Here is a 14,546-nt window from a genome sequence, read left to right as displayed (position 1 = left end):
GCCGGGACGCCGAACCGATGGCCTCGGGGTCGCCGTAGCGCACCACACTCACCGTCAACTGCACCTCGTGCGGGCTGACCAGGGGGCTGGAGGAGATCGAATACTGACGCGGTTGCAGCTTCTTCAGCGTGCCCAGCCACTCCACCAGATCGGCCCGCACCGGGAAGTCGCGCAGCACGTCCACCGCCTGCCGATCCCACAGGTAGCTGTCCAGCTCGTTGCGGTTGTCGCGGCGCAGCAGTTTCGCCAGCCGCGGGCTCGGATTGTGGTCGGCGATGAAGCCGAGCAGATCCTGCGACACCTTGGTGATGTCGAAATGGGTGCGCAGCGCCTCGGCGAGTGGCACCTCGCGATCGTCGACCTCGATCCCGCGCCGCCCGTCCAGCCCGGTGGCATCCAGCCATTCGGCCACCACCTTGTCGCAGTTGGCGGGCCGCACCCCCAGTGAATCCCCCACCTCGTAACCGGCCTCGAGCCCGCGCAGATCGAACCCGAACTGCCGCACCTCCTTCGCCGACCCCGGCCGCGACAGCAGCTCATTGCGCACCAGCGGTGCGGACACCGGCGCATTCCGGGTGAAGGGCGCGGGCGCGGTGCGCCGCGTACGCGCCGCCGTCGCGGTGGCGGACCGCCCTCCGGCCGCCGCACCACTCCGGGCCACGGCCGTTGCCGGAGAACCGCTCCCGCCGACGGCTCTTCCGCCGCCGAATCCTGCATGCCCGCCGCTGCGGGCCGCTCCGCCGTCGAACCCGGCAGGACTGCTCCCGACCGCCGCTCCGCCACCGAATCCGGCAGGGTTGCCGTCGACGGGCGTTCCGCCGTTGAACCCGTCAGGGCTGCCGCCGATTCCGTTGCCGACGCCGTGCTCTGGCCGGGTTCGTCCGGCAATGTCGCCGGTTCCGGCCGTCTCGTCGGCGAATCCGTTGACCTTTCCGGCCGTCTTGCTGCCGACCCCGACCGTGCTACTGCTCGCCGGGCCGCCGCTCGACGAACCGTTGCTGGCTCCACCGGCACCGCTGACGGCAATCGCGTTGCCACCGAATGCGACTGGTCGGCCGCCGCGTGCGGCTGCTCCGCTGCCGCCGGTGAATCCGGCGCTGCCGCCACCGAACGCCGGGCCGTCGATCCCGGCCGCGCCGGTTTCGAAACCGGCGGCGTCACCACCGAATCCGGTGGGGGCGTCATTGTTCCCACCGCGCCCGCGATCGGCAGAGCCCGCCGGGTCGCCGTCGTCTGCTGCCCCGTCGGCCCCGGTGAGGGCTGCGAGTGCCTCCGTCAGCCACTGGTCGGCCAGGTCCTCGTAGTCCGGTTCGCTGTCGATGCGGGGGAGCAGCCGGGTCGCACCGCGTTTCGCGAGCAGTTCGTCGAGTTTGCGGCCGTGGCCGCAGAAGTCGTCGTAGGAGGAGTCGCCGAGGGCGAAGACGGCGTAGCGGACGCCGACGAAGCGGGTGGCGCTGTCGGTCAGCCGTTCCCAGAAGTCCGCGCCGTTGTCGGGCGGTCCGCCGTCGCCGAAGGTGCTGCTGATGATGAGCACGTCTCCGGTCAGGTCGGACAGTTCGGCGGAGTCCATATCGAGCAGCCGTGGCGTGAAACCGGATTCGGCCAGCCGGGTGGCGGCGGCCGCCGCGAACTCCTCAGCGGTGCCGGTCTGGGACGCCCAGAGCACGGTCACCGTGCGCGGCGGAGCCGCCGCGGGCGCATCGGCGGGGCCCGCGTCCAGCCCGATGCCGGCGGTGCGGGAGTACATTCCGGCCAGCAGCCCGTCGACCCACATGCGAGCGGCGGGCGAGATGGGCGCGGTCTCCGGCAGCACCGGCTGCCCGGTCACCGGAAGCGAGTGCAGCGCGGCGAGATATCCGCCGAGATAGACGCGCTCGGTCTCGCTGAGGGTGGGCGCGGTGGCCCCTTCGAGTCCGAGCATGGCCGCCAGCGGATGCGGTCCGCTGGACATCACCGGCGCGGCCGCCGCTGCTCCGCCGGGCGGACCCGCTGCGCCCGCGGCTACTCCCGCCGTGCTTGCGAGCATCCCCGCTGCGCCCGCGAGCACTCCCGCTGCGCCCGCAGACGACTCCCGGGCATCCCCGGTCATCCCCGCAGCGCCCTCCGACAGCACGGCCACCTTCCGCAGCCGGACGGCGCATGCCTTGAACTCCGGTTGCAGCGAGGCCGGGTCCACCGCGTCGTTGGTGACGGCATTGATGGTCAGGTACTCGCCCTGTTCGTCATTCCAGTGGAACGGCGCGAAGCAGGAGCCCGGCCGGGTGCGGTCGGCGACAACGACCGGCAGCACCGCCCGCCCACGGCGGGAGGCGATTTCGAGGTGGTCCCCGTCGCGCACGTCCAGCCGGTCGGCGTCGTCGGGATGCACCTCGACGAACGGCTTCCCGTTCAGCTTGGTGAGTTTCGCGATCTTCCCGGTCTTGGTCATGGTGTGCCACTGGTGCTGGAGGCGACCGGTATTGAGCACGAACGGGAAGTCCTCGTCGGGCATCTCCTCGGGCAGCAGATGCGGGCGCGGCCAGAACACCGCGCGGCGGCTGGGCGTGGCGAAGGCCAGCCGCGGGGTGTGCCCGTCCGCGGCGGTGAACAGCGGCTGGCTGACACCGTCGTTCAGATAGCGAATGAGATTGCGCCGCCGCTCCGGATCGGGGCACGGCCACTGCATGGGCCCCTCGCGCAGCGCCTCGTAGCTGATGCCGCGCAGGTCGTACCCCGTGGCCGGATTGCTGAACCGCGTGATCTCCTCGAACACCTCGGCGCTCGACGCGTAGTCGAATCCCTCGAACCCCATGGCGGTGGCGACCTGCGCGATGAGCAGCCAGTCCGGCCGCGCCTCGCCCACCGGATCGACCGAGCGCCGCAGCAGCGTCATGGTGCGTTCCGAATTCACCATCACCGCATCCGATTCCGCCCACAGCGTGGCGGGCAGCAACACGTCGGCGTAGGCGTTGGTGGCGGTCTCGGTGTACACGTCCTGCGCGATCACCAGCTCCGCCGCTTCCAAGCCCGCGATCACCGTCTTCCGGTTCGCCACGGAGGCAACCGGATTGCTGCAGATGACCCAGCACGCCTTGATATCCCCATCGGCCAGGCCGCGGAACATCTCGATGGTGCCGGGACCGCCGGTGTCCCGGATGGTGCCCGGCTCCACGTCCCACACGGTCTCCACGAAGGCGCGATCGGCCGCCGACAGCACCGCGCGCTGTCCGGGCAGTCCCGGACCCATATAGCCCATCTCCCGGCCGCCCATGGCATTCGGCTGTCCGGTCAGTGAGAACGGCCCGCTGCCGGTGCGCCCGATGGCCCCGGTGGCCAGGTGCAGATTGCAGAGGGCGTTGGTGTTCCAGGTGCCGTGCGTGGACTGGTTCAGGCCCATGGTCCACAGCGACATCCACTCGCCCGCCGCGCCGATCCAGCGGGCGGCGGTGCGCAGATCCGCCTCGTCGACACCGGTGATCTCGGCGACCCGCGCGGGCGGGTAGTCGGCCAGGAACTCCGGCATGGCCGCCCAGCCCTCGGTGTGCTCGGCGATGAATTCGGCGTCGATGTCCCCGTTCTCGACCAGCAGGTGCAGCAGGCCGTTGAGCAGCGCCAGATCGGTGCCGGGCGCGATCTGCAGGAACAGGTCGGCCCGCGCCGCCGTATCGGTGCGGCGCGGATCCACCACGATCAGCTTCGCGCCCGCCTTCAACCGGTCGGCCATGCGCAGGAACAGGATCGGATGGCAGTCGGCCATATTCGCGCCGATGACGAAGAACAGGTCGGCGTGGTCGATGTCGTCGTAGGAGCCGGGCGGGCCGTCCGCGCCCAGCGACTGCTTGTAACCGGTGGCCGCACTGGCCATGCACAGCCGCGAATTGGCCTCGATGTGCACGGTCCGCAGGTACCCCTTGGCCAGTTTGGTGGCCAGGTACTGCGCCTCCATCGACATCTGCCCGGACACGTACAGCGCGATGGCGTCGGGTCCGTGGGTGTCGAGGATCACCCGCAGCCGGTCGGCGGCCTCCTGGACGGCCGCGTCGACCGGCACCGCCACCGGTGCCTGCCCGCGCTCGGGCCGCCGGTACGCGGTCGCCATCCGGCCCGGTGTGGTCTGTAGTTCGAGATGGGTCGCCCCCTTGGTGCACAGGCGTCCGGCGTTGACCGGGTGCAGCTTGTCACCGCTCACCTTGGCGATCACGGTCGCGCCGTGTTCGTCGGTCCCGGTGTCGACGGTGATGCCGCAGCCCACGCCGCAGTAGGAGCACGCCGTGCGGGTGCTCGTGCGGGGGGTGGCTGCATCCGACATGAGACCGATCATCCCGATCCCCGATTGCGCCGGATTTAACCGACGTTATCGGCAGGTGACAAAACTCCTCACCGCGCGCGCGAGCCGCGGTGAGGTCGCTGACCTGCGGTGAGTTAGGACACAGCAGCGAAATCGGCCCGCACCGTCAGCCCAGTTTGTAGGCGCGGTGCAGCGCCACCACCCCACCGGTCAGATTGCGCCAACCAACCCGCGACCACCCGGCGTCGGCAATGCGCAGCGCCAGCTGTGACTGCGTCGGCCAGGCCCGGATCGACTCGGCCAGGTACACGTAGGCGTCCGGATTGCTGGAGACCGCGCGCGCCACCTTCGGCAGCGCCTTCATCAGGTACTCCATGTAGACGGTGCGGAACGGGCCGAACACCGGCGTGGAGAACTCCGCCACCACCAGCCGTCCGCCCGGTTTGGTGACGCGCAGCATCTCGCGCAGCGCCAGATCCGGATCGGCCACATTGCGCAGTGCGTAGGCGATGGTCACGGCATCGAAGGAGGCATCGGCGAAGGGCAGGCGCATGGCGTCGGCGGCCACCATCGGCACCTTGCGATGCCGTCCGGCCGCGAGCATGCCCTGCGAGAAATCCGCCGCCACCACCCAGGCGCCGGATTTGGCCAGATCCACCGTGGATACGCCGGTTCCGGCCCCGAGGTCCAGCACCCGCTCACCGGGCCGTAGCGCGAGGGCCTTGCGCGTCGCCCAGCGCCAATACCGGTCCTGTCCCGCGGAGATGACGGTATTGGTCAGGTCGTACCGCTTCGCGACCCCGTCGAACATCGACGCGACCTCGTGCGGCTGCTTCTCCAGCGAGGCCCGAAACGATTCCCGCCGCTCTGTTTTCGCCACAGTCGAACCCTAGCGTTCCCGGCGCGACAGCAGCCACAGCGTGGGCAGCGCCACGCCCCAGGTCACCACGATCACCGACAGCGTGGGGATGATGGCGACCCGCACATCCCGGCCCGCCACCCGCACCAGATCCGGATCGCTGCGCCGGTACTCCACGTTGATGCGTTCGCCCACCGTCAGTTTGGTGGGGTAGAGCACGCCCACCCGCGGATTGTGGGTCTTACCGTCCGGAGTGACGAAGATGACGGCCGAACGCAGGCGGCCCGCCGACAGCACCTCACCGGTAGCCACACCTTTGTCTGAGTTGATCAGATAGTCGTCGCGCCAGGCCGCGAGCAGCAGCAGCACCGATAGCGCGCTGATAGCGGTAGCGGCGATGAGGACCCCGATCCGGGTCCGCCGCAAGCGAAGCGCACGGTGCCGCATCGTGTTGGCAGACTGGCTGGTTTCCGACACTTCACCAGCTTATTCAACGGCTCGACTAGCGTGTGCGGCCATGTCCCGAAAAATCAGCTTCACCGTGCAGTACAGCGTTCCGGTCGAAGATCTTCACCGGGCACTCACCTCCGACGACGTGTGGCGGTCGCGCTTCGCCGATGCCGCCACCGCCACCCTGGATCTCTCGCACCCCGAGGGACCCGGCACCATCCGCATCCATATGACCGAAAAGGCGCCCGAGGAGAAGATTCCCAGCATCGTCACCAAGGTGCTCAAGAGCGAGCTCGTCCTCGAGCGCACCGACAACTGGGGCGCCCTCGACGGCGAGATCGCCAAGGGCGACTTCAAGGGCGCGTCCAAGGGCATCACCACCGAGATGGAGGGCACCTACGAACTGCGGCCCACCGCCGCGGGTTCCGAAATCGAGGTGAACGGCATCGTGGCCGTCAAGGTCGCCCTCGTGGGCGGCGCCATCGAACCGCTGGTGGAGAACCTGCTCCACAAGGTGATGGACAGCGAGCGCAAGCACATCGAGGCTTGGTACGCCACCCAGAACGCCTAGGAACCAAGCAGTTTCGTGCCCGCCCGTATCGCACGGGCGGGCACGCCCGTCTCGGGCACACCGCACGACGTACCCCCCGCTGGAACGGCTCGGTATCGGTGGCACCTACCGGCCGGATCGACGGCCGACCGCTAGAGGTGCCGGGGGCCGCCCGCCAGCTGCTCCAGGCGCGCGATGCGCTCGGCCATGGGCGGATGGGTGGAGAACAGGCGGGCCGCCTTGTCCCCGGCACGGAACGGGTTCGCGATCATCATGTGCGATTCGGCCGCCAGGCGCGGTTCCGGCGGCAGCGGGGCGGCCTGCACCCCGCGTTCGATCTTGCGCAGGGCCGAGGCCAGGGCCAGCGGGTCGCCGGTGAGTTCGGCACCGTCCTGATCGGCCTGGAATTCGCGGGAGCGGGAGACGGCCAGCTTGATCAGCGTGGCCGCGATCGGACCCAGCAGCGAGACCAGCAGGATGCCGATCATATTCGGGCCCTCACCATTGCGGTTGCCGCCGAAGGCGCTGGCGAAGAAGGCCAGATTGGCCAGCCCGGAGATGACCGAGGCCAGCGCGCCCGCCACCGACGAGATGAGGATGTCGCGGTTGTACACGTGCGAGAGCTCATGGCCCAGCACCGCGCGCAGCTCGCGCTCGTCCAGGATCTGGAGGATGCCGGTGGTGCAGCACACCGCCGCGTGCCGGGGACTGCGGCCGGTCGCGAAGGCGTTCGGCGCGTTGGTGGGGCTGATGTAGAGCCGCGGCATGGGCTGGCGCGCGGTGGTCGCCAACTCCCGCACGATGCGATACATGACCGGCGCTTCCAGTTCGGTCACCGGCTGCGCGTGCATGGCCCGCAGCGCCAGCTTGTCGCTGTTGAAGTACGCGTAGGCGTTCATGCCCACGGCCAGCAGGATCGACAGCACCAGGATCGTCGGATTGCGGAACATCGCCCCGGCGAACACGATCAGCGCCGACATGCCGACCAAGAGCCCGAAGGTCTTCAACCCGTTCGAAAAACTGTGCCCGTGCATCGGTCTCCTTCTGCCGCGCCCCTCCCAGTGTGCGTTACACCAGGTCAACGATGAGCACGGTGAAACGGGTTCCCGGATGCGACCCGGGCCACGGTCGTCGGCTCAGCCCACGCGTTCGATGGTGTAGCGCACCAGGCGCTCCAGCGCCTCGTTGGCGGGCCCGGCCGGCAGCGCGGACAGCTCCGCGTGCGCGATATCGGCGTACCCCTGCAACTTCTCCTTGGCCAGCAGCATGCCGCGCGAGCGCGACAGCAGCTCCAGCGCCTCCTCCACCTCGGCGTCGGTCTCCAGCGGGCGGGCCAGCAGCTTGCGCAGCCGGTCGCCCTCCGGGCCCTCGTCGCGCAGCGCGTACAGCACCGGCAGGGTGTGCACCCCCTCGCGCAGGTCGGTGCCCGGAGTCTTGCCGGACTGCTCCGACACCGAGGAGATGTCGATGATGTCGTCGGAGATCTGGAAGGCGGTGCCCACCGCGTCGCCCAGCCGCGCCAGCCGCTCCACATGCTCGGGGTCCGCACCGGAGAAGGTGCCGCCGAACCGGCCCGAGGCCGCGATGAGCGAGCCGGTCTTCTCCCACACCACCCGCAGATAGTGCTCCACCGGATCCTGGGATTCCTTGGCGCCCAGCGTCTCCCGCATCTGTCCGGTCACCAGCTCGGCGAAGGTCTCGGCGATGATGCGCACCGCGTCCGGACCCAGCGTGGACACCAGGCGCGAGGCGTGCGCGAACAGGTAGTCGCCGGAGAGGATCGCGATGGAATTGCTCCAGCGCGAGTTCACGCTCGGCGCGCCGCGGCGCATCGGGGCCTCGTCCATCACGTCGTCGTGGTACAGCGTCGCCAGATGCACCAGCTCGACCACGGTGCCCGCCGTGATCAGGTCCGGGCTGTCGGGCTTGGGGCCCAGCTGCCCGGTGAGGATGGTGAACAGCGGCCGGAACCGCTTCCCGCCCGCCCGCGCCAGGTGCAGCGCGGCCTCCTGCAGGAATTCCTCCCCGTCGGACAGCTCTCGAATCAGCAGATCCTCGACCTCCACCAGGCCGTTCCGCACGGTCGCGGCGAGCTCCGGATCGCCGAGATCCACCCCCGCAACCACGGTGCTCTCATCGCTCACAGCCGATGCGCTCATTTCATCTCCCAGTGCCGCGTCCGACCCCACGGGGAAGAACCTAGCGTGTCGCCACTTATATCCCCATGGAACACCACCGTAGTGGGACGCAAAGAACACCGGCCGCCCCCGCACCTCCACCCCCGGCCCGTAGCGAAACCAACGAGGTCCGCGTCTGCGGCGAGCCTCCCTGTTCGCGTCCGTAGCGCAGCCTGCCCTACGGCTCGTGTCCGTGGCAGGGACTTCCTGGTCCACATCCGTAGCGCAACCCTCATGGGTTCGCGGCGCGTCCCGGTTCTGGACTGACCGGAGCGGAGGAGCGAAGCGGAGGGAGGGAAGAACCGGGACTTTCAGCGCCGCGAATCCGCCCGGAGCGCAGCGGAGGGCAAATCAAACACAGCCCGTGCCAGTATGGGTCCCATGGGTTCACCGGAGACGACGCCCGGGCAGGGGTCGATGTCGGACGTATTGCCCGCGCACGCGGAGGTGCTGGTGGTGGGGGCGGGACCGGCCGGGTCGGCCGCCGCCGCGTGGGCGGCGCGGGCCGGGCGGGACGTGCTGGGCGTGGATTCGGCGGTGTTCCCGCGCGACAAGACCTGCGGTGACGGGCTGACTCCGCGCGCCACGGCCGAACTGGAGCATCTGGGGCTGGGGGAGTGGCTGCGCGCGCATACCGTGAACCACGGGCTGCGCATGGCCGGGTTCGGGCGCGAGGCGCTGCTGCCCTGGCCCCAGGGGTCGTTCCCGAGTTACGGCAGCGCCGTGCCGCGCACCGAACTCGACGACAAGCTGCGCGAGACCGCGATGAAGTCGGGTGCGCGCATGGTGGACGGCGCGCGTGTGGTCGAGGTGGCCCGCGACGGCGACCGGGTCACCGGCGTCACGGTGAAGACCGACGGCGGGTTGCACGCCATCAGCTGCAAGACGCTGATCGTGGCCGACGGCGTGCGGTCGCCGGTGGGCAAGCTGCTGGGCCGCACCTGGCATCGGCAGTACGCCTACGGCGTGGCGGCCCGCGCCTACATCACATCCGCCCGCAGCGACGACCCGTGGATCACCTCGCACCTGGAACTGCGGGATGCCGAGGGCAGCCTGGTCCCCGGCTACGGCTGGGTGTTCCCGCTGGGCAACGGTGAGGTCAATATCGGCGTCGGCTCCCTGGCCACCGAACGCCGCCCCTCGCACATCTCGCTGAAACCGCTGCTGCAGCACTATGTCTCGCTGCGCCGCGAGGAGTGGGGGTTCGAGGGTGAGGCGCGCGCGGTGGCGTCGGCGCTGCTGCCCATGGGCGGCGCGGTCTCCCGCGTGGCGGGCCGCAACTGGGCGCTGGTGGGCGATGCCGCCGGATGCGTGAACCCGCTCAACGGCGAGGGCATCGACTACGGCCTGGAGGGCGGCCACATGCTCGCCGGGATTCTGGACGAGCCCGATCTGTCCACGCTGTGGCCGGATATGCTGCGCGCCCGCTACGGCCGCACTTTCTCGGTGGCGCGCCGACTGGCCGGATTCGCCACCCATCCCAAGACGGTGCCGCTCGGCGGCCCGCCGGTGATGCGCTCGAAGCTTTTGCAGCGCACCGCCGTTCGCGTGATGGGCAATCTGGTCACCGATGAGGACGTGGATCTGACCGCCAAGCTGTGGCGCGGCGCCGGGCGCGCCTCCCTGCGCTTCGACGAACTCCAGCCCTTCTCCTGATCCGCCATGGCGTCCCGTCCGGTTCCCGAGGATCTGCTCCCGCATCTGCGCCGAGCCCGGGATCTGGCCGACCGCAACTACGCCGAGCCGCTGGACCTGGACGGTCTGGCGGCCGCGGCGGGCGTGTCCAAGTACCACTTCCTGCGCAGTTTCGCGGCCACCTACGGCAAGACGCCCGCCGTCTACCTGGCCGAACGCCGCATCGAGCGCGCACAGGATCTGTTGCGCGCCACCAATGTCACGGTGACCGAGGCGTGCATGCTGGTGGGCTACAGCTCGCTGGGTTCGTTCAGTCGCAAATTCACCGAACTGGTGGGCCTGTCGCCGTCGGACTACCAGGCCAAATTCGCGGCCGAGGGCACTCCGCGCATTCCCGGCTGCTTCGTGTTCATCCACGGCCTGTCGGATCGGCGGCCGCCCGACTAGCGACACGTTCGAGCAGAGCAATTTCGGAGAAGCCGGGCGCGGGGTCGGCTCCATAGCCTGGGGGCATGACCGCAATTACGCACGTCTCGCTCGCCACCGTGTACGTCCTCGACCAGACCGCCGCCAAACGGTGGTACACCGACAAGCTGGGCTTCGTCGAAACCGCCGATGTGACCATGGGCGACAACGGATTCCGCTGGGTGACCGTCGCCCACCCGGATCATCCGGAACTCGAGGTCACCCTCATGCTGCCCGGCCCGCCGCTCGACGACGACCTGGCCGAGGCCACCCGCCGCGCCCTCGCCAAGGGCAGCCACGGGGCCCTCGGCCTGGCCACCGACGACTGCCACAAGACAATCGAGGAACTCACCGCCAAGGGGGTGGAGATCGTGCAGCCGCCCGCCGAGCGTCCGTACGGCGTGGAGGCGGTGATCCGCGACAACTCCGGCAACTGGCTGGTCATTGTGGAGAAGCGCCCGTTCGACCCGGGAAACTAGAGAAAACGGACGTCGGGCGCGGCACCCGGTCGGGTGCCGCGCCCGTGCTCGTACGGTGCGGACAGCGTCGGCTGCGGGTAGGTGTCTGTCGCGGGTGTCGCCCGCCGTTCGCGAAACATCGGCACCAACGCAGTCCTGATCCCTCGGGCCCCCGAGGCTGTCCTGATTCTCAGCGGTAGTTCACGAACTAGCGGTAGTTCACGAACTGCAGCGCCACCTCGAAGTCGCTGTTCTTCAGCAGTGAGATCACGGCCTGGAGGTCGTCGCGGCTCTTGGAGCTGACCCGCAGTTCCTCGCCCTGGATCTGCGCCTTCACGCCCTTGGGGCCCTCGTCGCGGATCTTCTTGGAGATCTTCTTCGCGTTGTCCTGGGAGATGCCCTGCACCAGGGTTCCTGTGATCTTGTACACCTTGCCGGAGGCCTGCGGATCACCCGCGTCGAACGCCTTGAGCGAGATATCGCGGCGAATCAGCTTCTCCTTGAACACCTCCAGCGCCGCCTTCACGCGATCCTCGGACTCGGCCTGGATCACGATCTTCTCCTCGCCGGACCATTCGATGCCCGCACCGGTCCCGCGGAAGTCGTAGCGGGTGTTCAGCTCCTTGGCCGCCTGGTTGAGCGCATTGTCCACCTCCTGTCGGTCGACCTTGCTGACGACATCGAACGATGAATCGGCCACGCTTGTGCTCCTGTCCGAGATCGGAAGTTTGTGGGGGGTTCGAACGCCGACCGTAGTCCGTCGGACACCGCGTTTTCCAGCCGGTTTGCATTCCGGGCGGGGGTTCGATGTATTCTCGTCACCGCGCTGCAAGGCGTACCCAGGCAGGTTGCCCGAGCGGCCAATGGGAGCAGACTGTAAATCTGTCGGCGAGAGCCTACGTAGGTTCGAATCCTACACCTGCCACACTCGAACCCCTTGGGACCGAACCGGTCCCGAGGGGTTTTGTGTTTGCTGTGTTCGATTGCCTCCGCTTCGCTCCCCCGCTCCGGTCAGTCCAGAACCGAGACGCGCCGCGAACCAGCGGCGGGCGGGCACCGGGAATCGGCCAGAAAATCGCGGTTGACCAGCCGGTTTGGAGTTGGGTCAAGATGTTGTGTAACCTCGTTCAAGTCTTCAGCGCCCCGCCCTTCGGGTCGGAGCCAAGCAGACATGCCCCCTTAGCTCAGTCGGCAGAGCGTTTCCATGGTAAGGAAAAGGTCAACGGTTCGATTCCGTTAGGGGGCTCGCCGGATTGCCGGTGGTGACCGACTCGGCACTCCCTTTAGAATGACCGGGCCGTCGCTGCTGCCAATACCGCGCGTAAGGCGGTGTAGCTCAGGCGGTAGAGCAAACGACTCATAATCGTTGTGTCGCCGGTTCGAGTCCGGCCATCGCTACATACTGATACCCATCAGGCTGACCGGAAAGAAGGCAAATCGTGGCCGCGAAGTCCACTGATATCCGGCCAAAGATCACCTTGGCCTGCGAGCAGTGCAAGCACCGCAACTACATCACCAAGAAGAACCGCCGGAACGACCCGGATCGGTTGGAACTGAAGAAGTTCTGCCCGAACTGCGGTACCCACCGGGCGCACCGCGAATCCCGCTAACTTAACCCCGCGCGCTCTACCGCGTGGAAGAAGTGCCGGAACGGTAAGCCGCTACGTCCCTCCTACACAGGGACAGTGGCCCCGGTCCGGCACTTGGTGTATATAGCGGTGGTTCAGCGCTCCGCCGATCCCGGGTTGGGATCAGATAGGGACTTCTCTGCCGTGAATCTCAACTCTGCCGTGACTCTCAACACCGAGGTCGTACAGGATATCGAGGCCGACATGGTCGATTCGGGTGAAGCTTTCGATCCCGCCGCACACGCCGCCGCCATGGTGGGCCACCACTACCGTGTGGCCGACTACTACGAGGTCGGCCGCGAGAAGGTGCGCGAGTACGCCCGCGCCGTGCAGGACTACCACCCGGTGCACTGGGACGAGGATGCCGCCCGGGAGTACGGCTACGACGGTCTGGTCGCGCCGCTCACCTTCATCTCCCTGGTCGGAATCCTGGCCCAGCGCAAGCTGTTCGAGCAGGTCGTCACCGGTTACGACCTGAGTCAGATCATGCAGACCGATCAGATCCTGGAGTTCCACCGCCCCATCAAGGCCGGTGACCGGCTGTCCTGCATCGTCTACCTGCACTCGTTCCGGCAGGCGTTCGGCGGCGACATCATCGTCACCAAGAACGATGTGGTCGCGCAGAACGACGAGTTGGTGCTCACCACCTACACCACCCTGATCGGTCGCAGCGGCGGTGACATCGATCCCAATCTCTCCGACGCGGTGCGCAATGTGCTCATGCACGGCATCGGCCCGGACGAGCGCCCCGACCATCAGGCCCACGCCGATGCGGCGAACCAGGTGCACGCCGCCCCGGTTCCGGTCCAGCAAACGCAGGGCGATGTGCCCGCCAAGCACGCCATCCGCTTCGACGACGTCACCGTCGGCCAGGAGCTGCCCACCCGCATCGTCCGGCTCACCCGCGGCGATCTGGTGAACTACGCCGGTGTCTCCGGCGACGCCAACCCGATCCACTGGAGCGACGACGTCTGCAAGCTCGTCGGCCTGGAGAACGTGGTGGCGCACGGCATGCTCACCATGGGCCTGGGCGGCGGCTTCGTCACCTCCTGGCTGGGCAATCCGGGCGCGGTCAAGGAGTACAACGTCCGCTTCACCAGCCCCGTCTACGTTCCCGTCGACCGCGCCGCCGAGATCGAGTACACCGGCAAGGTGAAGTCCATGGATCCGGAGACCAGGACGGCCGTCGTCGCCATCGTCGCCAAGTCCCAGGGCCGCAAGATCTTCGGCCGCGCCACCGCCACCGTGCAGCTGGCCTGATCGAGGCATACGACACCGGGCCACATACCCGATTGGCGATTCCCGAGTGGATTCCCGTACACTCGGGACTCTGGGGTCACCAGCCGCTGCGCGCTGCTCGGAGGAGCGGCGCGCGTGTTGTGTGAGTCCCGGGTACAACTGAATATGAAACGGTGGCTGGACGACCGACAACTCTGTTCAGCCGAAGGGGCGTAGCTCAATTGGCAGAGCAGCGGTCTCCAAAACCGCAGGTTGCAGGTTCAAGTCCTGTCGCCCCTGCCCTGAATGCCAGCGACGAGAGAGGATCGACGTGAGCGAGCGGGATGATCGCCACGGCGCTGCCGAGGACGGCGAAGACACCGCGGTGGCTCGCCCGAGCGGTAAGCGTTCCACCCGGCGACGCACCGCGGCCTCGACGCCGTCGCTGACGAAGACCTCGACGGGTCCGGTCGCGACCATCGACCGGCCGTCCAAGAAGGCGAAGGCCGACACGGGTCGTTCGGGCAATCCGTTCAAGCGCCTGGTGAAGTTCCTCAAAGAGGTCATCTCGGAACTGCGCAAGGTCATCTGGCCGAACCGCAAGCAGATGATCACCTATACGAGCGTGGTCCTGGTGTTCGTGGTCTTCATGGTCGCGTTCATCGCCGGATTGGATGTGGCGTTCGTGAAGGGTGTCGACTGGCTGTTCGGCTAGCTGACCGCCGACGCCAGGTACCGTCGCGGACAGGTGGTTCGGCCGAATGTCCGAGAGGGCGGAGCCATCCGCCGGGTAAGAAACCCGGCGCGCACAGGATGTACGTGACGACACAGGAAAGCGA

Annotated in this window: 13 protein-coding genes and 4 tRNA genes; 11 read left to right on the top strand and 6 right to left on the bottom strand. The window is 68.2% G+C overall.

The genetic code is table 11. From position 1 onward, the window contains the following. From ON31_RS26585 to ON31_RS26575, 3 genes are all read right to left on the bottom strand, one after another. On the bottom strand, positions 1-4,288 hold a 4,288-nt coding region (locus ON31_RS26585), incomplete at its 3' end, for a bifunctional nitrate reductase/sulfite reductase flavoprotein subunit alpha (RefSeq protein ID WP_255222266.1). Positions 4,289-4,433: 145 nt separating this feature from the next. Next, entirely contained in the window at positions 4,434-5,147 is a 714-nt protein-coding gene (locus ON31_RS26580) for a demethylmenaquinone methyltransferase (protein WP_029925961.1), read from the bottom strand. A 9-nt stretch (positions 5,148-5,156) separates the two neighbouring features. Continuing rightward, positions 5,157-5,573 carry a DUF3592 domain-containing protein gene (locus tag ON31_RS26575; protein WP_029925960.1) on the bottom strand — a complete coding sequence of 139 codons (417 nt, stop codon included), beginning with the start codon at positions 5,571-5,573 and terminating at the stop codon, positions 5,157-5,159. Positions 5,574-5,643: 70 nt separating this feature from the next. Here ON31_RS26575 and ON31_RS26570 point away from each other — a divergent pair, with 70 nt between their 5' ends. Then, on the top strand, positions 5,644-6,147 hold the full coding sequence (locus ON31_RS26570; RefSeq protein WP_029925958.1) for a DUF2505 domain-containing protein: 504 nt from the start codon (positions 5,644-5,646) through the stop codon (positions 6,145-6,147). Between the two features lie 131 nt (positions 6,148-6,278). Here ON31_RS26570 and htpX read toward each other — a convergent pair whose 3' ends face one another. Together htpX and ON31_RS26560 are read right to left on the bottom strand one after the other, a co-directional pair. Further along, positions 6,279-7,160: a zinc metalloprotease HtpX gene (htpX, locus tag ON31_RS26565; protein WP_039817517.1), complete on the bottom strand. Its 882-nt coding sequence runs from the start codon at positions 7,158-7,160 to the stop codon at positions 6,279-6,281. A 102-nt stretch (positions 7,161-7,262) separates the two neighbouring features. After that, positions 7,263-8,285, bottom strand: a complete 1,023-nt coding sequence (locus ON31_RS26560) for a polyprenyl synthetase family protein (RefSeq protein WP_029925955.1) — start codon at positions 8,283-8,285, stop codon at positions 7,263-7,265. Positions 8,286-8,684: 399 nt separating this feature from the next. Here ON31_RS26560 and ON31_RS26555 point away from each other — a divergent pair, with 399 nt between their 5' ends. The 3 genes from ON31_RS26555 (at position 8,685) to ON31_RS26545 (ending at position 10,882) form a co-directional block, all read left to right on the top strand. Next, positions 8,685-9,959, top strand: coding sequence for a geranylgeranyl reductase family protein (locus ON31_RS26555; RefSeq protein WP_051037777.1), 1,275 nt, complete (start codon positions 8,685-8,687; stop codon positions 9,957-9,959). A gap of 6 nt (positions 9,960-9,965) precedes the next feature. Further along, a complete protein-coding gene (locus tag ON31_RS26550; RefSeq protein WP_029925951.1) occupies positions 9,966-10,385 on the top strand; it encodes a helix-turn-helix domain-containing protein in 420 nt (139 codons plus the stop codon). A gap of 65 nt (positions 10,386-10,450) precedes the next feature. Next, on the top strand, positions 10,451-10,882 hold the full coding sequence (locus tag ON31_RS26545) for a VOC family protein (RefSeq protein ID WP_039817513.1): 432 nt from the start codon (positions 10,451-10,453) through the stop codon (positions 10,880-10,882). A gap of 187 nt (positions 10,883-11,069) precedes the next feature. Here ON31_RS26545 and ON31_RS26540 read toward each other — a convergent pair whose 3' ends face one another. Then, complete coding sequence (locus ON31_RS26540) at positions 11,070-11,561, bottom strand: YajQ family cyclic di-GMP-binding protein (RefSeq protein ID WP_039817512.1); 492 nt, start codon at positions 11,559-11,561, stop codon at positions 11,070-11,072. Between the two features lie 142 nt (positions 11,562-11,703). Here ON31_RS26540 and ON31_RS26535 point away from each other — a divergent pair. From ON31_RS26535 to secE, 7 genes are all read left to right on the top strand, one after another. After that, positions 11,704-11,786, top strand: a tRNA-Tyr gene (locus ON31_RS26535). A 248-nt stretch (positions 11,787-12,034) separates the two neighbouring features. Next, positions 12,035-12,107 (top strand) — tRNA-Thr (locus ON31_RS26530). 79 nt (positions 12,108-12,186) lie between these two features. Next, positions 12,187-12,259: transfer RNA gene (locus tag ON31_RS26525), tRNA-Met, on the top strand. Positions 12,260-12,300: 41 nt separating this feature from the next. Beyond that, positions 12,301-12,471 (top strand): 50S ribosomal protein L33, encoded by a 171-nt coding sequence (gene rpmG / locus ON31_RS26520; RefSeq protein ID WP_029925945.1) that lies wholly within the window; start codon positions 12,301-12,303, stop codon positions 12,469-12,471. A gap of 222 nt (positions 12,472-12,693) precedes the next feature. Beyond that, positions 12,694-13,749: a fused (3R)-hydroxyacyl-ACP dehydratase subunits HadA/HadB gene (locus tag ON31_RS26515; protein WP_051037781.1), complete on the top strand. Its 1,056-nt coding sequence runs from the start codon at positions 12,694-12,696 to the stop codon at positions 13,747-13,749. A 185-nt stretch (positions 13,750-13,934) separates the two neighbouring features. Beyond that, positions 13,935-14,007, top strand: a tRNA-Trp gene (locus tag ON31_RS26510). Positions 14,008-14,038: 31 nt separating this feature from the next. Continuing rightward, positions 14,039-14,422: a preprotein translocase subunit SecE gene (gene secE, locus ON31_RS26505; protein ID WP_029925940.1), complete on the top strand. Its 384-nt coding sequence runs from the start codon at positions 14,039-14,041 to the stop codon at positions 14,420-14,422. Positions 14,423-14,546: the final 124 nt, after the last annotated feature.

It is taken from the genome of Nocardia otitidiscaviarum NBRC 14405 (genome assembly GCF_000308635.1).
GTDB lineage: Bacteria > Actinomycetota > Actinomycetes > Mycobacteriales > Mycobacteriaceae > Nocardia > Nocardia otitidiscaviarum.
The sequence above is the reverse complement of the archived record's forward strand: the minus strand, read 5'-3'. Positions and strand labels throughout refer to the sequence as shown.